This is a genomic window from Microbacterium suwonense, assembly GCF_030296555.1.
Taxonomy (GTDB): Bacteria; Actinomycetota; Actinomycetes; order Actinomycetales; family Microbacteriaceae; genus Microbacterium; species Microbacterium suwonense.
On sequence record NZ_AP027728.1, the window covers coordinates 51,410 to 67,745 of the forward strand.

Sequence of the window (16,336 nt, forward strand, 5' to 3'; positions counted from 1 at the left end):
CTGATCTTCACGAGGACCTCGACGTGCTTCACCCTACTTCGGGGTGCGCTTCTGCGCGCTCTGCGACTGATCCGTGTTCCCGCTGCGACGTTCTGCTGGGTCTTCCTGATGTCCATGTCGAGCGCGTCGACCGTCGCGACGGGCTGCTGGTGGTGACGGTCTCGACGCCAGCGGCACCGACCGGCTGTCCCTCGTGTGGGGTCGTCGCGACCGGTCGTGGCCGCCGCCGACGGGTGCTTCATGATGTGCCCGCGACGACGCGGGTGCGGATTGTGTGGCGGCAGCGGGTCTGGCGGTGCGATGAGGTGGGATGCGCGCGGCGGACGTTCGTGGAGCAACTCCCGGGCCTGGTCGCCCGGCGCGGGTCGATCACCACGCGCGCCGTCGGCTGGGCGATCGGGCAGTTGCGCCGCGAGCACGCCACCGTGCACGGTATCGCCCGTCAGCTCGGCACGTCGTGGAAGACGGTGTGGCGCGCTGTCGAGCCTGAGTTGGAGCGGCTCGCGGCCGACGAGTCCCGGTTCGAGAACGTCACCACGCTCGGTGTCGATGAGCACATCTGGCATCACGTCGACCCCCGCAAGAGCGGTCCGAAGGAGCTGACCGGGATGGTCGATCTGAGCCGCGACAGCACCGGAAAGACGCGGGCCAGGCTGCTTGACCTGGTGCCTGGCCGCTCCGGGAAGGCCTACGCGTCCTGGCTCGCCGAACGCGGCGAAGCGTTCCGGAGGAACGTGAAGGTCGCCGCTCTTGACCCGTTCGCCGGCTACAAGACCGCGATCGACGACAAGCTCGAAGACGCCACGGCCGTGCTGGACGCGTTCCACGTCGTCAAGCTCGGCACCGCCGCCGTCGACGAGGTCCGCCGCCGGGTTCAGCAGGACACCCTCGGGCATCGCGGTCGTAAGGGCGACCCGCTCTACGGGATCCAGACCATCCTCCGCGCCGGCGCCGAGAACCTCACCGAGAAGCAGCGGACCAGACTCGCGGCAGCGATCGAGGCCGACCCCGCGCACGACGAGGTGTTCGTCGCGTGGCAGTGCGCCCAGCAACTGCGTTCCGCCTACCACCAGAAGGACCTCGCCGAGGGGCGACGGATCGCGCAGAAGGTCGTCGAGTCGTTCCACACCTGCCCGATCCCCGAGATCGCCCGCCTCGGCCGCACCCTCCGCCGCTGGCGAGCCGCGTTCCTGGCGTACTTCACGACCGGACGATCATCGAACGGCGGAACTGAGGCCGTGAACGGGATCATCGAGCTGCACCGCCGCCTCGCCCGCGGCTTCCGCAACCGCGACAACTACCGGCTCCGCATGCTCCTCGCCGCCGGCGGCCTCACCCCATGACCCCCACCGAAAGTCCGAAGAGCCTGATATGCGACGCTTCGATGGAGGAGAAGTACCTCCTTGATTCTCAAGAGATCGCGCTCGACGGCGCGACTGTGAACGCCGACGGGGCACAGATCAACCTTGACTTGCCCAGCCTGGGAACGCGACGGCTCGGCGAATTGACTCAGGCGATCTTTGGCGGCTCATCGCAGTTGAGGGTGTAGGTGGGGTCTGAATCCGCCGGCTTCGAGTAGTGATCTGGCGATGTAGTGGGTGAGGTTGCGGAAGCCGAGCGCGCTGCCGCGGAGGTGTTCGAGGCGGCCGTTGATGGCCTCGGTGGGTCCGTTGCTGGTGCCGGGTCGGTCGAAGAACGCGAGGATGTCGGTGGCGCGTTGTTTCAGCGTGCGGCCGAGCTTGCGGATCTCTTCGAGGCCGGTGGGGACTGCCGAGCTGGTGGCGTCGATGACGGACTGCATGAGGTATTTGCCGAGCTTGCGATCGGGCTCACGGTAGGCGGTGATCATGCGCTGGTAGATCCCCCAGGTCGCCTCGACTGCGGTGTGCTGCTCGTCAGCGAACAGGGTTTCCAGGCGTTGTGCCTGCCGGTCGGTGAGCAGACCAGCGCCGGTGTGCAGGGTGCGGCGGGACCTGTAGAGCGGGTCGTTGCGCCTGCCCCGTCGACCGAAGATGTCGTGCTGGACACGCCGTCGGCACACATCCAAAGCGTCGCCTGCGAGACGGACGACATGGAACGGGTCCATGACAGCGACCGCGTCGGGAAGCTCTTCCGCGGCGGCGGTCTTGAACCCTGTGAACCCATCCATCGCGACGATCTCGATCCCGCTCTGCCAGGCCTTCGGGCGGGCGGCGAGCCACTGCTTGAACACTGCCTTCGACCGGCCCTCGACCATGTCCAGCAGTCGTGCGGGGCCCGTCTTATCGCGGGCCGGGGTGAGGTCGATGATCACGGTGACGTACTTGTCGCCCTTGCGAGTGTGACGCCAGACATGTTCATCGACGCCGAGCACTCGGACACCGTCGAACCGGGACGGGTCATCGATCAGCAGCCGGCGGCCTTCAGCGAGAACAGCATCGTTGGCGGTGTGCCAGCCCACTCCGAGACCCGCGGCGATCCGGGAGACGGTGAGATGGTCCACAACGAGCGCTTCCAACGCCCACCGCATCCCGCCACGAGACAGCTTCGCCCGCCGAGGAGCCGCAGCCGTGGCGTCCTCTCGCCAGCGTCGCCCGCACCCCGTGCAGGCGTAGCGGCGGAGACGGACCAGGAGCGTCGTCGGCCGGTGTCCGAACGGCTCATGCGCGAGGCGACGAGCGATGCTCCCGCGCGAGAGAGCACGCGACCCGCAGCCCTGGCACCACGGGTCCGGATCCGTCACGCGACACTCGATCACCGCCCGTTCCGGGCCGATCAGCTGCCCGACGGCCACCAGGCCGAGTTCATCCAGACGGCAGAACTTCGTCAGGTCAGGGGTCGCGAAGGTAGCGTGGTGCACGTCGAGGTCTTTCAGCAGATGGGCAGTGTGAGAACTTCCATCCTGGAAGACCTCGACCCCTATCCGCGAACTGGCACACCTACACCCTCAACTGCGAAGAGCCTCTTTGGCGTGCCCTCGCCCGGTAACCAGCTTGCGATCGTGAGCAGTCGTGAAGTTCTCTTCGCACCGCAAGTTCAGGCTGTGGTGATGGACGGCCAGATGGCTATCTCCGGAGGCATTGACGGCAGCGATGAAATCGTGCTGGCACAACTCGAACTGGCGACAGCCGGTATTCGGTTCACGCTTGACGAGGTCTCCACAATTGGGTGACATCGGCTTTGTAGCGTCACTGGAGTTTGCCGATCCTTGAGCATTTTGGATCTTCGCGGGCAGCGTTGAAAATTCGTTGCCGATTGTCTTGTCCATTTTCGGACTGCTATCGGCCTCAGAACGTACTGGCGCACGTGGGCGACCCCGGGATCTGCTCGCTAGGCTGGAGACATGTCGCTGGCAGCCGCCGTCATCACCGTCTCCGACCGCTCTGCCCGCGGTGAGCGCGCCGACGCATCCGGCCCGATCGCCGTCGACGCACTCCGCGCCGCCGGATTCGACTGCGACGACGCGATCATCATTCCCGACGGCGCCGACGAGGTGGAGCGCGCTTTGCGCGAGGCGGTGCAACGCGGCATCCGCCTGATCATCACCACCGGCGGCACCGGCATCGGCCCCCGCGACCGCACCCCCGAGGGCACCGCCCGCGTGCTCACCAGCCGGCTGACCGGCATCGCCGAAGAGCTCCGGCGCCGCGGCGCCGCCGAGAAGCCCGCCGCGCTGCTCTCCCGCGGACTGGCGGGCGTCGCCGGGACCACGCTGATCGTGAACCTGCCCGGCTCGACCGCCGCCGTCGAATCGGGCATGCGGCTCGTGCTCGAGATCGCGCACCACGCGCTCGGGCAGCTCGAAGGGGAGGACCACCGATGACCATCCGACTCGCGCAGATCAGCACCGAGCCGCTCGACGTCGACGCGCACCGCGCCGCCGTCGACGACCCGCGCATGGGTGCCGAGATCACCTTCGTCGGCCGCGTGCGCGACAACGACGAAGACGCCGATACCCCGGTCGTCGCCCTGGAATACACCGCGCACCCCGACGCCGAGCAGACGCTGCGAGAACTCGCCGACCAGGCCATCGGCGCCACGGATGCGATCGTCGCCGCCAGCCACCGCATCGGCCGACTGGAGGTCGGCGATGCCGCTGTCATCGTCTCGGTGTCATCCGGCCACAGGGGCGATGCCTACGAGATCTCCCGCACGCTCATCGAAGCCATCAAGCACAGCCTGCCCATCTGGAAGCGGCAGATCGAAGCCGACGGCGCCACCGTCTGGAAGGGCCTCGGCGGCTGACCCAAGCCCGTCTGTTTGTGCCGAATGCGCCGATTCGGGCTTCGAGATGCCGCGTTACGCACAAATAGACGGGCTTGTAGACGGGGATGAGGGGGCTCAGCCTCCGGCGAAGGGTGGCAGCACGTCGACTACCGCGTCGCCGGGCAGCGGCCAGCTGCCGTCCACGCGCACGCCGTCGACCAGCACCGAGCACCGCGGCAGGATCTCTGCGAGCGCCGGATGCTCATCGCTCAGACTTGCTGTCAACGCCTGCAGCGTCGTCGCGTCTACGGTCAGCTGCGGGCTGCCCACGGCCTCCTCAGCCGCAGCGAAGAATCGCACCTGAGCCATGTCATCCCTGCCAGTCGCCGGCCAGCTTCGTCACATCCGCGACGGCCGAGCGGATGTCGTCGGGGGAACCGCCCTGGCGCCCGGCGACCAGTCCCGCCACGAACGCGCTGAACGGCGCGGCCGGACGAGCGACGCCGTTCGCGACATCCTTGGCCAGATCCAGGATCAGGGCGATCGGCACATCGTCGGCGCTCAGATCGAAGTGCTCCCGCAGGGCGCCCGCCCAGTGATCCAGTGTCTCGGGGGGCAGATGCTCGCTCATGAACGCTCCTTCGTCAGCCTCTCGTAATCATCCCATGTATCCACATCCCTGGCACCGGCGCCCGGGTCGGACAGCATCGCGACATCGAGCCCGGCCAGCAGAGCCCGCACCGGCTGATCTCGGCCTCGGTCGGGAAGAGCGGATGCCGTCGCCGCCAGCGCGACCGTCCGGTACAGGCCCGTCAGCCACTGCGGGCGCCCGGTCTCGTCCACCAGACATGCGCCGTCCGACTCGGACGGAAGACCCCGGATGCCCTGCACCAGCCGCGCGACGGCGACATCCGGCCGGGGCAGGTCGCAGGCCAGCAGGAACGTCCACTCCGGAGCATCGGCGCCGACGGCGCCCAGCCCAGCCACGACGGCAGCCGCCGGACCGGAGAAGGGCGGGTTCTCGCGCGCCCAGGTCACAGACGCACCGCCCGCCCCGGCATCCGCTCTCGCCTCCGACTCCGGCCCCACCACGACGACCGGCGCCGCGTCCACCGAGCGCACCGCGGCGATCGCCCGATCGCGCATGCTCATCCCGTCGATGAGCAGGCCCGGCTTGTCGATCCCGCCCATCCGCGAGGCCCGCCCTCCGGCGAGCAGGACCGCGCCGAGCCTCGGCGCCGGGCCGGCCGTCATGGCCGCGCGGGCTCGTGCGGACGCTGCTCATCCGGACGCTGCCAGTCGCCAGACTTGCCGCCGGTCTTCGCCACGATGCGCACGTTCGCGATCGAGGTGCCCTTGTCGAGCCCCTTCACCATGTCGACCACGGTGAGGGCGGCGACCGACACGGCCGTCAGCGCCTCCATCTCCACCCCGGTGCGGTCGGCGGTGCGCACGGTCGCCTCGATCTCCACGCCCTCGTCGGTGATCTGCAGCTCGAGCACCGCCCCGTGCACGCCGATCACGTGCGCGAGCGGCAGCAGCTCGGGCGTGCGCTTGGCACCGGCGATCCCCGCGATCCGGGCGACAGCCAGCACATCGCCCTTGGGGACCGTCTCATCGCGCAGGGCCGCCACCACGTGCGGGGCGCAGCGCACGAACCCGCGTGCGGTGGCCGAACGCACCGTCGGCTGCTTCTCGGTGACATCGACCATGCGGGCGTGGCCCGCGGCATCCAGATGAGTGAAGCTCATGGCACCAGCATGACATCAACGACGTCGCCGACCTCGACGCGATCCACCTCGGCCGGCACGATCGCGTACGCCTCGGCCCGCCCCAGACTGGCGGCCAGATGTGAGCCGCCCGACGATGCCGGCCGCACGCCCTCGCGGGTGACCAGCACCGGACGGTACTGGCGACGCCCGGCCGGCGTGCGCCACGCCTGGATCACCGGCAGTCGCACCACCAGGCGGTCCAGCTCCGCGGCACCCTGCATGGCTCGCAGCGCGGGGCGCACGAACACCTCGAACGACACCGCCACGCTCACCGGGTTCCCCGGCAGACCGAACAGCAGCGGCTCCCCGTCGCCGAATCCCTGCGGCTTGCCCGGCTGCATGGCGACCTTGTCGAACTGCATCCGCGCGACGTTCTTGACCACCTCGTAGGCACCCTCGCTGACGCCGCCCGAGGTGATCACGACATCCGCACCCAGGGTCGCAGACCCTGTCAGCGCGGCTCGCAGGCCGTCGCCGTCGTCGCTCACCGACGTCGTCAGCACCACCTCGGCACCGTTCTCGCGGCACAGTCCCTGCAGCAGCGTGCTGTTCGACTCCGGGATCTGCCCGCGCTCCAGCGGCTCACCGGGCGGACGCAGCTCGTCGCCGGTGGAGATCACCGCCACGCGCGGCACGCGGGAGACCACGACCTCCTGCACACCGGCAGCGGCTGCGGCCGCCAGCTGCCTGCCTCCCAGCTCGGCTCCGGCGGGCAGGATCTCGTCGCCGGCATGGCACTCCTCGGCCTGCGGGCGGATGTGCGCGCCACGGGCGCGGGGAGCAGCGATCACCCGGATGCTGCCGAGCGAATCGGCCAGGCCCTCGGCGGTGTCCTCGAAGGGCACGATCGCGTCGGCGTCGCGCGGCACGGGAGCGCCGGTCATGATCCGCACCGCCTGTCCTGGCCCGAACGCCGGATCGGCCGGGCTGCCGGCCGGCATGTCGGCGACGACGTCAAGGGTCACGGGAGAGTCGGCGGACGCTTCCGCGACGTCGGCGAACCGCACGGCGAAGCCGTCCATCGCCGAGTTGTCGAACAGCGGCAGGTCCACGGCCGAACGCACCGGCTCGCGCAGGATGCGCCCGAGCGCTCCCTGAAGCGGCAGATGCACGGCATCCAGCGGGTGCACAGCGGCGAGGATGCGCTCACGATGCTCTTCGACGGTGATCATGCCGACTGCCTCCTGCTGTTGTATCCGTCCATCCCGCCGCGCAGCACCACGGCATCGACACCCGCCGTGCGCAGCGCCCGCGCCGCCCGGCGCGCGCGGCCACCCACCTGGCACACCACGACCACCTCACGGCCGGACAGTTCCCCCACCGCCGCATCGATGTCGCCGAGCAGCGCGGCCAGCGGCCGGTGCTGCGCCCCCGGCAGGGTGCCTGAGGCGATCTCATCGGCCTCGCGCACATCGATCACGACGGCGCCCTCGCCGGGATCGTCGACCTCGGGCGCGCTCGGCGGCGCGGGACGCGAAGGAGCGACACCGGATGCAGGGAGATCGGATGCCGTGACACCGGATGCTGGGCTCGTGCGCGCTGCGCGCAGCGGTGCCTCGCGCACCGTCCCCGCAAGCGCATCGATCATCGCGATCCGTCCCAGCAGCGGCTGACCGATCCCGGTGATCAGCTTGAGCGCCTCGGATGCCATCAGCGAACCCGCCTGCAGGCAGAGCGGACCGAACACGCCCACCGCCGAGCACGCCGGTGCCTCGCTGCCCGGTGGGTACAGGTCGTTCAGCTGCACGGCATCCGTTCCCTCGGGAGGTGCCGACCAGAACACCGTCACCAGTCCGGCGAACTCCTGCACCGTGCCCCACACCAGCGGAACGGCCAGCCGCTCGCAGGCCGCCGCGACGATCTCACGGCTCTCGAAGGAATCCGTGCCGTCGAGCACCAGGTCCACACCCGAGATCAGCTCGGCGGCGTTGTCGTGCGTGAGCCGGGTGCCCACGACCCGCACCTCGGTCTCGGACATCTCGGCGGCCACCCGTACGACGCTGTCGGTCTTGGGCCGCCCGACGTCCTGCAGACGGTGGATCACCTGCCGCTGCAGGTTCGACAGCTCGATGTCGTCGTCGTCGAACACGACGATCCGTCCGACCCCTGCGGATGCCAGCGCCAGCACCGCCGGCGAGCCCAGCCCGCCGGCACCGATGATGCCCACCGTCGCAGCCGCGATGCGCCGCTGGCCGTCGGGGCCGAGCCCCACCAGGCGCTGGTGTCGTGCCGTGCGCGCTGCTCCCTGCTGCTGAGCGCGTCAACGGGTTCGACCAGCGGGGGAGCGACATACCCAACAGGGTAGCCCTTGAGCCACACGGCAGGGCGTCCGCATGTGCGGAGAAAATCACCGCAGTGTTCCGCATCAGCGGTGATAGCCTGCCGTCATGTCCGCAAGCTACAAGATCGCGCAGGCCGCCGACCTGCTCGGCGTCAGCGACGACACCGTGCGGCGATGGGTCGATCAGGGCGTGCTGCCGGTCACCGATGCCAGCCCCGCCGAGATCCCCGGCGAGGCGCTCGCGCAGCACGCCATCGCCCTGGCGAGATCCGCCGACGACGCCACCGGGGTGCGCTCCAGCGCGCGCAACCGGTTCACCGGCCTGGTCACGAACGTGATCATGGACACCGTCGCCGCGCAGGTGGAGATCCAGGCGGGACCGCACCGGGTGGTGTCCCTGATGACCGCCGAGGCCGTGCGCGACCTGGGCCTGGAAGTCGGTTCGCTCGCGGTCGCCGTGGTCAAGGCCACCACCGTCATCGTCGAAGCGCCGACGCACTGACCGCCGCCCTCTCGCCATGCCTGCCACACCCATCTCTCGGATCAAGGAGCACCCATGCGTCGGACGATGACGATCGCGGCCGGCGGGGCTGCACTCGCCCTGCTGCTGAGCGGGTGCTCCGGTGCGCCGCAGGACGCCGCGCCGTCACCGGCACACACCGACACGCTCAGCGGAGACCTCGCGATCTCGGCAGCCGCATCGCTGAAGGGCGCGTTCGATGAGGCGATCGAGCAGTTCTCGTCTCAGCATCCCGCGGTGACGGTCACCGCCACCTACGACGGATCCAGCACCCTGGCCACCCAGATCAACGGCGGCGCTCGCGTGGACGTCTTCGCCTCGGCCGATGAGGCCAACATGACCAAGGTCACGAGCCCCGGCCTCGCCGTCGACCCGGTGCTGTTCGCCCACAACACCCTGGTGGTGGTGGTGCCGAAGGGGAACCCGGCCGGCATCGAGACGCTCGCCGATCTGGCCGATCCCGACGCGAAGGTCGTGCTGTGTGCACCCGAGGTGCCGTGCGGCGGCGCCTCGCAGAGACTGCTCGACGGGCAGGGCGTGAAGCTCACCCCGGTCAGCCAGGAACAGAACGTGACCGCCGTGCTCACCAAGGTGCGCAGCGACGAGGCCGACGCCGGCCTGGTGTACAAGACCGATGCCGCCACCACCGACGAGGTCGAGTCATTCACCCCCGACGGCGCCGACCAGGTGGTCAACTCGTACCCGATCGTGGTGCTCGAGGATGCGCCGAACCCCGACGCGGCGCAGGCCTTCGTCGACTTCATCACAGGAACCGCCGGGCAGCAGATCCTGGCGATGTTCGGATTCGACGGCCCGTGACCCGACGCGGCTACGCACCGAGAGTGCTGGCGGTCCCCGCCCTGGTGGGGATCGTCTTCCTCGTGCTGCCGCTGGCCGCACTGGTCGGCCGGGTGCAGTGGCCCACCCTCTGGCAGGACGTCACCTCGCCCGAGGCGCTGAACGCGCTGCGGCTGTCGCTGATCACCGGACTCGTCGCCACGTCCATCTGCTTGCTGATCGGCATCCCGCTCGCCCTGTTCATCGCCCGGGCAGCACCGCGCACCGCCGCTCTGCTGCGCGCGGTCGTCACCGTCCCCCTCGTGCTGCCGCCGATGGTCGGCGGTCTCTCGCTCCTGTTCCTGTTCGGCCGCTCCGGCTGGCTGGGCTGGACCGGCTGGCAGGTGCCGTTCACGACCGTCGCCGTCGTGCTCGCGCAGACCTTCGTGGCGCTCCCGTTCCTGGTGCTGGCATTGGAGGGCGCCATCCGCACCTCGGGCATCGACTACGAGCGCACCGCGGCAGGGCTGGGCGCGGGCTCGTGGACGATCCTGTGGCGGGTCACCCTTCCGCTCGCGGCTCCCGGCCTGCTCTCGGGGACCGTGCTGTGCTTCGCGCGCGCCGCCGGCGAGTTCGGCGCCACCGCGCTGTTCGCCGGCAACGCTCCCGGCGTCACGCAGACCATGCCACTGGCGATCTACACGGCATTCAACGGCGCGGGCGTCAGCCAGGGCAGCGCGATCGCCCTGTCGCTGATGCTGCTGGTCACCTCGGTCGCCGTGCTGCTGCTGGTGCGCGGCTGGCGGCCCGGCGGCGGCGTCGCGGTTCAGGAGGAGCTGCGATGAGCGGTGCGGTGCTGGACGCGCAGGTGCGGGTCGACCGCGGCGGCTTCGCGCTGGATGCGCGGCTGCGGGCGGCATCCGGAGAGATCGTCGCCGTGATGGGACCATCGGGGGCAGGCAAATCGACGCTGCTTGGCGCGATCGCGGGCTTCACGACCCTCACCGGCGGCACCGTGCGGCTGGATGACACGACGGTGCAGGATGCCGGATCCGTCGACGTGCCCGCACGCGAACGCGGCGTGATCCTGCTCGGGCAGCAGCCCCGGCTCTTCCCGCACCTGAGCGCGCGCGACAACATCGCCTTCGGCCCGCGGGCGCGTCGCGTCGCGAAGGCGAAGGCGCGGGCGGATGCGGACACCTGGCTCGAGCGCATCGGCCTGGCGGGGATGGGCGACCGTCACCCGGAGAGGCTGTCCGGCGGGCAGCAGCAGCGCGTCGCCCTCGCGCGGGCCCTGGCCACCTCACCCCGTGTGCTGCTGCTGGACGAGCCGCTGACCTCCCTCGACCCGGAGACCGCCGACGGCATCCGCTCCCTGCTGCGCGACGCGCTCGCCGAGACGAGGATCACCACCGTGCTCGCAACGCACGACGCGACCGACGCGATCGCCCTCGCCGGGCGGCTCCTCGTGCTCGAACACGGGCGCGTCACCGACGAAGGGAGCCCCGCCGCGGTGCTCGGAGCGCCCGCGACGTCGTTCATCGCCGCCGTCGCGCTGAACGCGTCCGCGAGCGGAGACCCGTGGGAGGCGAAGGTGGAGCGCGTGCAGACGGATGCCGACGGCATCCGCGTCCACGCACGCATCGCCGACGGCACTCCGATCGAACTGGGATTCCCGTCCGGGACGCCGATGGCGGCAGGCTCGACGATCAGCATCCGTCCGCCGGCATCCTGACTCCCTGCGTTCCGCACCGGAGCGGGGGCATCACCGGGGAGTACGGTGGCAGACAGACCGTGGAAGAGGCGAAGGCGCACACCCGGGAGGATGCCATGGGCAGGATCACCAGCCGCAAGAAGGTCGTTCACATCGCGGCGGCGGGTCATGCCGGGAGCCGGGCGGTGCGCCGGCTCGACTCCCTCGCCGTCGAGGAGCCCCTGGAGATCAGGGTCGCCGGCGAGCCGCTGACGGTCACCATGCGCACCCCGGGGCACGACGTCGAGCTGGCCGCCGGATTCCTGGTCTCGGAGGGCGTGATCATCCATCGTGAGCAGTTCGCCTCGGCGATCCACTGCGGCGGCCCCGGGACGGGAGGCGCCGCCGCGACCCCCGGCGCCTACGCGCTGGGCGCCTCGGCCGTCGACGGCGGCAACACCTACAACGTGCTCGATGTCACCCTGGCTCCGGGCACGCCGTTGCCCGACCCGGCCCGGGCCCGGCACTCGTACACCACCAGTGCATGCGGCGTGTGCGGTGCCGCCTCCATCGAGCAGGTGTCCACCACCTCCGCGTTCGATGTGTCCGAAGACCCGCTCGTCGTGGATGCTGACACCCTGGTGGCCCTGCCCGAACTGCTGCGCTCGCAGCAGAACGTGTTCGACAAGACCGGCGGGCTGCACGCCGCCGGGCTCTACGACGCGGCGACCGGTGAGCTGCTGGTCGTACGCGAGGACGTCGGGCGGCACAACGCCGTCGACAAAGTCGTCGGCTGGGCCGTGCTGAACGGGCGGCTGCCGCTGACCGGCACTGTGCTGCAGGTGTCGGGCCGGGCAAGCTTCGAGCTCGTGCAGAAGGCGGTGATGGCAGGCATCCCGATGCTCTCGGCCGTGTCGGCGCCGTCGTCGCTCGCGGTGGAGATGGCGGAGTCGACCGGCCTGACCCTGGCGGGCTTCGTGCGCGGCACCAGCATGAACGTCTACTCGCGCCCGGAGCGGGTGCGCGAGGGCGTGTTGACGCCGGCCTGAGTGCGATTCCGGGCGCCCTGGTTCACGCCTGAGCGACGTCTGGCGTCTGCGCGGACGTCCCCGCCCTGCGCGGCGGAAAACGGCTTCCTGATCTTCTCGGCACCGGCCCGACACCCTTGCGCGGATCGTATATGACTGGTAGGCCTGTGGTCAGAGACACAGGCGAAGGAGCGTGTGACGATGGCTGCCAAGGCCCCGATCGAGGACATCAGCGAAGACGCGCGGGAGATGGAAGTCAGTCCGCCTCGCGAGTGGGCGGCGGGGATTCCCGGCGTGACGCATTCGATGATCCCGGCGATGAAGGACATGGGGGTCGGGCGTGCACTGACGCTGCTGACCGACATGAACCAGAAGGACGGCTTCGACTGCATGAGCTGCGCCTGGGCCGACCCGGACCACCGCAAGACCTTCGAGTTCTGCGAGAACGGCGCCAAGGCCGTCACCTGGGAGGCCACTCCGGTCACCATCCCCACCTCGTTCTGGGCGCAGAACTCCCTCAGCGCGCTGATGGACAAGTCGGAGTACTGGCTGGGCATGCAGGGCCGGCTCGTCGAACCGGTGTACAAGCCCAAGGGCAAAGACCACTACCAGCCGATCTCGTGGGACGAGGCGTTCGCGCTGATCGCCGACCGACTCAAGGCGATGGACTCGCCCGACGAGGCGACGTTCTACACCAGCGGACGCACCGCCAACGAGACCGCGTTCATCTACCAGCTGCTGGCCCGGTCGCTGGGCACCAACAACCTGCCGGACTGCTCGAACATGTGCCACGAGTCCACCGGCAAGGCGATGGGGCAGGTGATCGGCATCGGCAAGAACACCATCGCCTACAAGGACTTCGCCAAGGCCGACCTCATCATCGTTATGGGCCAGAACCCGGGCACCAACCATCCGCGCATGCTCACCGCGTTGGAAGAGGCCAAGGACAACGGGGCCGAGATCGTCGCGATCAACACGCTGCACGAAGCAGGCCTGTCGCGGTACAAGAATCCGCAGCGGGTGCGCGGCATCCTCGGCCGCGGCACCGGCATCGCCGACCAGTACATGCTGATCCGCGCCGGCGGCGACGGCTGGCTGATGAAGGCCATCTCGCAGAAGGTGTTCCAGGCCGAGGACGCCGCCCCCGGCACCGTGCTCGACCACGCCTTCCTCAACGAGCACTGCTCGGGCCTGGAGGAGTTCCGCGAGCACGTCAAGGACCTCGACGCCGACATGGTGCTGCGTGCCACCGGACTCACCCAGGCCGAGATCGACGAGCTCGCCGACCGCTACCTGCGCGCGGACAAGGTCGTCATCACCTGGGCGATGGGGCTGACGCAGCACCGCGACGCCGTCAGCATCATCAAGGAGGTCATCAACCTGCTGCTGCTGCGCGGCAACATGGGCAAGCCGGGTGCCGGCGCCTCCCCGATCCGCGGACACAGCAACGTGCAGGGCGACCGGACGATGGGAATCTGGGAGCAGATGCCCGAGAAGTTCCTCGCCGCACTCGACAAGGAGTTCGGCATCACAGCGCCGCGCGCGCACGGCTACGACGTGGTCAAGTCGGTCGAGGCGATGGTCGCGGGCAAGACCAAGGTGTGGATCGCGATGGGCGGCAACATGGTCTCGGCCGTCTCCGATACGCACGCCGCCGAAGAGGGCTTCCGCAAGGTCGGCCTGAACGTGCAGATCTCCACCAAGCTCAACCGCAACCACCTCACCGTCGGCGACGAGGCGATCATCCTCCCCGTGCTCGGACGCACCGAGATCGACCTGCAGGAATCCGGCGAGCAGAGCCTCTCGGTGGAGGACTCAGTGTGCGCCATCCACGCCACCAAGGGCAAGGTCAAGCCGATCTCGCCGCTGCTGAAGTCGGAGGTCTCGGTGGTGGTGGGCATCGCCCGAGCGCTGTGGGGCGATGACAGCCCGATCGACTGGGCGGGGTTCGAACGCGACTACGACACGATCCGCGACCACATCGAGCACGTGATCCCCGGGTTCACCGACTTCAACAAGCGTCTGCGCGAGGAGCACGGCTTCGTGCTGCCGCACGGGCCGCGTGACTCGCGCACCTTCCCGACCGCCACGGGCAAGGCGATGATCACGGTCAACGATCTGGAGTACATCGAACGCCCCCAGGGCCGCCTGCTGCTGCAGTCGATGCGGGCGCACGACCAGTTCAACACCACGATCTACAGCCTCGACGACCGCTATCGCGGCATCCGGAAGAGCCGCCGCGTGATCTTCGTGAATCCCGACGACCTCGCCGAGCTCGGCATCGCCGACGGCGACCTGGTCGATGTGCACAGCGAGTTCGCCGACGGGATCGACCGCGTCGTGCACGCCTTCAAGGCCGTGGCGTTCCCCACCTCCCGCGGGTGCGCGGCGACGTACTTCCCCGAGGGCAACCCGCTGGTGCCGCTCGGCTTCACCGCGCTGGGCAGCAACACGCCCGCGTCGAAGTCGGTCGTCATCCGCCTCGAGCCGGTGTCGGCGCAGGGACGCGCCGATGCGGCGGGAGCACCGGGGGCGATGGCGACCGCCGGCCGCTGAGACCGCCGGGGCAAGGCACCGGGCGCCGATGCCCGGGACGCCCCGGGCGGGGCGTGAGCGTGTCCAGAAGTCAGTCTGTGAGAGAGGTGTACGAAGATGTCATCAGTCGCAACGAGCAGGAATACCGGGAAGAGCCCCACCGCAGGCCGATGGTGGATCGTGGTGGCAGCTCTGCTGCTGCAGTTCGCGATCGGCGCCGTCTACGCCTGGAGCGTGTTCGGCAAGGCGCTCTCCAACGAGGACGCGATGAACCTGTCGACATCCGAGGCATCGCTGACGTTCACCGTGACCATCGGCATGATCTTCATCGGCAGCTACATCGGCGGGAAGGTGCAGGACCGCACCGGTCCGCGGCCCGTGGCGCTGACGGGAGGAATCGTCTACGCGCTCGGATGTATCGTCGCCTCCTTCGCCCTCTCGCATGACTCCAGCCAGCTGTGGCTGCTGGTGCTCGGCTACGGCGTGATCAGCGGCTTCGGCCTCGGCTACGCCTACATCGTGCCGATCGCCATGCTGCAGAAGTGGTTCCCCGACAAGCGCGGACTGATCACCGGGCTGGCCGTGGCGGGCTTCGGCTTCGGCGCCGTGGTGACCGCTCCGGTCGCCCAGTGGCTGATCGCGATGACGCCGACCGAGCCGAACCGCGCTTTCCTGCCGCTGGGCATCGGCTATCTCGTCCTGGCGGTCGTGGGTGCGTCGTTCTTCCGCAACCCGCCGGCCGACTACGCCGTGCCCGGCTGGAAGCCCGCATCCACCGGACGCACGCAGGACGCCTACAAGCAGTTCACCGAGAAGGAGGCGCTGCGCAGCCCGCAGTGGTATCTGCTGACGGCGATCCTCACCCTGAACGTCACCGTCGGCATCGCCCTGATCGCCCAGGCGGCGGCCAGCGCAAAGGACATCGCCGGCTACAGCGTGGCGGGCGCGGCGGCCCTGGTCGGGGTCCTTGCGCTGTTCAACGGCGGAGGCCGCATCTTCTGGGCCTGGGTGTCGGGCTTCACCGGTCGCATGTGGGCGTTCGCGCTCATGCTCGGCCTGCAGGGGATCTGCCTGCTGATCGTCCCGCATGCCAGCAACGCGGTGCTGTTCTTCATCCTCGCCGCGGTGATCTACCTCTGCTACGGCGGCGGCTTCGGCACCATGCCGGCCACGGCGGGCGACTTCTTCGGCGTCAAGCACGCCGGCGCCATCTACGGGCTGATGATCATCGGCTGGAGCCTCGGTGGCATCATCGGACCGCCGATCATCGCCGCCCTCATCGGCGACGGCGAGGTGAAGAACTACACGCTGGGATACACGGTGATCGGCATCATCGCCCTGGTGTCGCTGATCTTCCCGCTGATCACGAAGATGCCCAAGCCCAAGACGAGTGTGGCCGAGGCAGCGACGGTGGAGAGCGCCGCAGTGGACTGAACAGCAGGAGCGGTGCCGGCCCGGCCGTGCAGAGCGGCCGGCCCGGCGCATGCACGGCCCGGTGTGGCGTATGCACGGCCCCGGTGGGGCGTCCGACGACTACGGTGGTGA

19 protein-coding genes are annotated in these 16,336 nt (G+C 69.5%); 12 read left to right on the forward strand and 7 right to left on the reverse strand.

The genetic code is table 11. The features are described 5' to 3' along the window. The first annotated feature begins 23 nt into the window (after nucleotides 1–23). Together QUE33_RS00285 and QUE33_RS00290 are read left to right on the forward strand one after the other, a co-directional pair. Nucleotides 24–1,343: an ISL3 family transposase gene (locus QUE33_RS00285; protein WP_434019600.1), complete on the forward strand. Its 1,320-nt coding sequence runs from the start codon at nucleotides 24–26 to the stop codon at nucleotides 1,341–1,343. Continuing rightward, entirely contained in the window at nucleotides 1,340–1,549 is a 210-nt protein-coding gene (locus tag QUE33_RS00290; RefSeq protein WP_286301249.1) for a hypothetical protein, read from the forward strand. Before QUE33_RS00285 ends, QUE33_RS00290 begins: the two co-directional genes overlap by 4 nt. Here QUE33_RS00290 and QUE33_RS00295 read toward each other — a convergent pair. Beyond that, on the reverse strand, nucleotides 1,529–2,839 hold the full coding sequence (locus QUE33_RS00295) for an ISL3 family transposase (RefSeq protein ID WP_286300180.1): 1,311 nt from the start codon (nucleotides 2,837–2,839) through the stop codon (nucleotides 1,529–1,531). The two genes, QUE33_RS00290 and QUE33_RS00295, sit on opposite strands and share 21 nt — an antisense overlap. On the opposite strand from QUE33_RS00295, the gene QUE33_RS00300 reads away from it, so the two are divergent. From QUE33_RS00300 to QUE33_RS00310, 3 genes are all read left to right on the forward strand, one after another. Further along, nucleotides 2,831–3,151, forward strand: a complete 321-nt coding sequence (locus QUE33_RS00300; RefSeq protein WP_286301250.1) for a hypothetical protein — start codon at nucleotides 2,831–2,833, stop codon at nucleotides 3,149–3,151. The two genes, QUE33_RS00295 and QUE33_RS00300, sit on opposite strands and share 9 nt — an antisense overlap. Nucleotides 3,152–3,322: 171 nt before the next feature. Next, nucleotides 3,323–3,802: a MogA/MoaB family molybdenum cofactor biosynthesis protein gene (locus tag QUE33_RS00305; protein ID WP_286301251.1), complete on the forward strand. Its 480-nt coding sequence runs from the start codon at nucleotides 3,323–3,325 to the stop codon at nucleotides 3,800–3,802. Then, nucleotides 3,799–4,224: a molybdenum cofactor biosynthesis protein MoaE gene (locus QUE33_RS00310; RefSeq protein WP_286301252.1), complete on the forward strand. Its 426-nt coding sequence runs from the start codon at nucleotides 3,799–3,801 to the stop codon at nucleotides 4,222–4,224. The genes QUE33_RS00305 and QUE33_RS00310 overlap by 4 nt, the downstream gene beginning before the upstream one ends. Nucleotides 4,225–4,320: 96 nt before the next feature. On the opposite strand, the gene QUE33_RS00315 is transcribed toward QUE33_RS00310, so the two are convergent. From QUE33_RS00315 to QUE33_RS00340, 6 genes are read right to left on the reverse strand one after another with little or no spacing between them, the layout of a single operon-like run. Further along, nucleotides 4,321–4,554 (reverse strand): MoaD/ThiS family protein, encoded by a 234-nt coding sequence (locus tag QUE33_RS00315; RefSeq protein ID WP_286301253.1) that lies wholly within the window; start codon nucleotides 4,552–4,554, stop codon nucleotides 4,321–4,323. A 1-nt stretch (nucleotide 4,555) separates the two neighbouring features. After that, nucleotides 4,556–4,816, reverse strand: coding sequence for a DUF6457 domain-containing protein (locus QUE33_RS00320; RefSeq protein ID WP_286301254.1), 261 nt, complete (start codon nucleotides 4,814–4,816; stop codon nucleotides 4,556–4,558). Beyond that, nucleotides 4,813–5,439: a molybdenum cofactor guanylyltransferase gene (mobA, locus tag QUE33_RS00325; RefSeq protein ID WP_286301255.1), complete on the reverse strand. Its 627-nt coding sequence runs from the start codon at nucleotides 5,437–5,439 to the stop codon at nucleotides 4,813–4,815. Before mobA ends, QUE33_RS00320 begins: the two co-directional genes overlap by 4 nt. Beyond that, complete coding sequence (moaC, locus tag QUE33_RS00330) at nucleotides 5,436–5,936, reverse strand: cyclic pyranopterin monophosphate synthase MoaC (RefSeq protein WP_286301256.1); 501 nt, start codon at nucleotides 5,934–5,936, stop codon at nucleotides 5,436–5,438. The genes mobA and moaC overlap by 4 nt, the downstream gene beginning before the upstream one ends. Then, nucleotides 5,933–7,129, reverse strand: coding sequence for a molybdopterin molybdotransferase MoeA (locus QUE33_RS00335; protein ID WP_286301257.1), 1,197 nt, complete (start codon nucleotides 7,127–7,129; stop codon nucleotides 5,933–5,935). The genes moaC and QUE33_RS00335 overlap by 4 nt, the downstream gene beginning before the upstream one ends. Continuing rightward, complete coding sequence (locus QUE33_RS00340) at nucleotides 7,126–8,169, reverse strand: ThiF family adenylyltransferase (RefSeq protein WP_286301258.1); 1,044 nt, start codon at nucleotides 8,167–8,169, stop codon at nucleotides 7,126–7,128. The genes QUE33_RS00335 and QUE33_RS00340 overlap by 4 nt, the downstream gene beginning before the upstream one ends. Before the next feature lie 175 nt (nucleotides 8,170–8,344). On the opposite strand from QUE33_RS00340, the gene QUE33_RS00345 reads away from it, so the two are divergent. From QUE33_RS00345 to QUE33_RS00375, 7 genes are all read left to right on the forward strand, one after another. Beyond that, nucleotides 8,345–8,740 carry a TOBE domain-containing protein gene (locus QUE33_RS00345; protein WP_286301259.1) on the forward strand — a complete coding sequence of 132 codons (396 nt, stop codon included), beginning with the start codon at nucleotides 8,345–8,347 and terminating at the stop codon, nucleotides 8,738–8,740. 54 nt (nucleotides 8,741–8,794) lie between these two features. Then, entirely contained in the window at nucleotides 8,795–9,577 is a 783-nt protein-coding gene (gene modA / locus QUE33_RS00350) for a molybdate ABC transporter substrate-binding protein (RefSeq protein WP_286301260.1), read from the forward strand. Further along, entirely contained in the window at nucleotides 9,562–10,380 is an 819-nt protein-coding gene (modB, locus tag QUE33_RS00355) for a molybdate ABC transporter permease subunit (RefSeq protein ID WP_286302961.1), read from the forward strand. The genes modA and modB overlap by 16 nt, the downstream gene beginning before the upstream one ends. Further along, the gene (locus tag QUE33_RS00360) at nucleotides 10,377–11,270 is read left to right on the forward strand and encodes an ABC transporter ATP-binding protein (RefSeq protein ID WP_286301261.1); all 894 of its coding nucleotides are present in this window, start codon (nucleotides 10,377–10,379) and stop codon (nucleotides 11,268–11,270) included. The genes modB and QUE33_RS00360 overlap by 4 nt, the downstream gene beginning before the upstream one ends. Nucleotides 11,271–11,365: 95 nt before the next feature. After that, a complete protein-coding gene (gene fdhD, locus QUE33_RS00365) occupies nucleotides 11,366–12,277 on the forward strand; it encodes a formate dehydrogenase accessory sulfurtransferase FdhD (RefSeq protein ID WP_286301262.1) in 912 nt (303 codons plus the stop codon). Between the two features lie 180 nt (nucleotides 12,278–12,457). Next, a complete protein-coding gene (locus QUE33_RS00370; protein ID WP_286301263.1) occupies nucleotides 12,458–14,812 on the forward strand; it encodes an FdhF/YdeP family oxidoreductase in 2,355 nt (784 codons plus the stop codon). Between the two features lie 96 nt (nucleotides 14,813–14,908). Then, nucleotides 14,909–16,225, forward strand: coding sequence for an L-lactate MFS transporter (locus QUE33_RS00375; protein WP_286301264.1), 1,317 nt, complete (start codon nucleotides 14,909–14,911; stop codon nucleotides 16,223–16,225). The last annotated feature ends 111 nt before the right edge of the window (nucleotides 16,226–16,336 follow it).

What these genes read in the sequence shown, in the direction of transcription:
- QUE33_RS00335 (WP_286301257.1), bottom strand. Translation starts at nt 7,129, where the DNA reads ATGATCACCGTCGAAGAGCATCGTGAGCGCATCCTCGCCGCTGTGCAC.
- modA (WP_286301260.1), top strand. Translation starts at nt 8,795, where the DNA reads ATGCGTCGGACGATGACGATCGCGGCCGGCGGGGCTGCACTCGCCCTG.
- QUE33_RS00360 (WP_286301261.1), top strand. Translation starts at nt 10,377, where the DNA reads ATGAGCGGTGCGGTGCTGGACGCGCAGGTGCGGGTCGACCGCGGCGGC.
- QUE33_RS00345 (WP_286301259.1), top strand. Translation starts at nt 8,345, where the DNA reads ATGTCCGCAAGCTACAAGATCGCGCAGGCCGCCGACCTGCTCGGCGTC.
- QUE33_RS00315 (WP_286301253.1), bottom strand. Translation starts at nt 4,554, where the DNA reads ATGGCTCAGGTGCGATTCTTCGCTGCGGCTGAGGAGGCCGTGGGCAGC.
- QUE33_RS00310 (WP_286301252.1), top strand. Translation starts at nt 3,799, where the DNA reads ATGACCATCCGACTCGCGCAGATCAGCACCGAGCCGCTCGACGTCGAC.
- moaC (WP_286301256.1), bottom strand. Translation starts at nt 5,936, where the DNA reads ATGAGCTTCACTCATCTGGATGCCGCGGGCCACGCCCGCATGGTCGAT.
- QUE33_RS00290 (WP_286301249.1), top strand. Translation starts at nt 1,340, where the DNA reads ATGACCCCCACCGAAAGTCCGAAGAGCCTGATATGCGACGCTTCGATG.
- QUE33_RS00370 (WP_286301263.1), top strand. Translation starts at nt 12,458, where the DNA reads ATGGCTGCCAAGGCCCCGATCGAGGACATCAGCGAAGACGCGCGGGAG.
- QUE33_RS00305 (WP_286301251.1), top strand. Translation starts at nt 3,323, where the DNA reads ATGTCGCTGGCAGCCGCCGTCATCACCGTCTCCGACCGCTCTGCCCGC.
- mobA (WP_286301255.1), bottom strand. Translation starts at nt 5,439, where the DNA reads ATGACGGCCGGCCCGGCGCCGAGGCTCGGCGCGGTCCTGCTCGCCGGA.
- fdhD (WP_286301262.1), top strand. Translation starts at nt 11,366, where the DNA reads ATGGGCAGGATCACCAGCCGCAAGAAGGTCGTTCACATCGCGGCGGCG.
- QUE33_RS00320 (WP_286301254.1), bottom strand. Translation starts at nt 4,816, where the DNA reads ATGAGCGAGCATCTGCCCCCCGAGACACTGGATCACTGGGCGGGCGCC.
- QUE33_RS00375 (WP_286301264.1), top strand. Translation starts at nt 14,909, where the DNA reads ATGTCATCAGTCGCAACGAGCAGGAATACCGGGAAGAGCCCCACCGCA.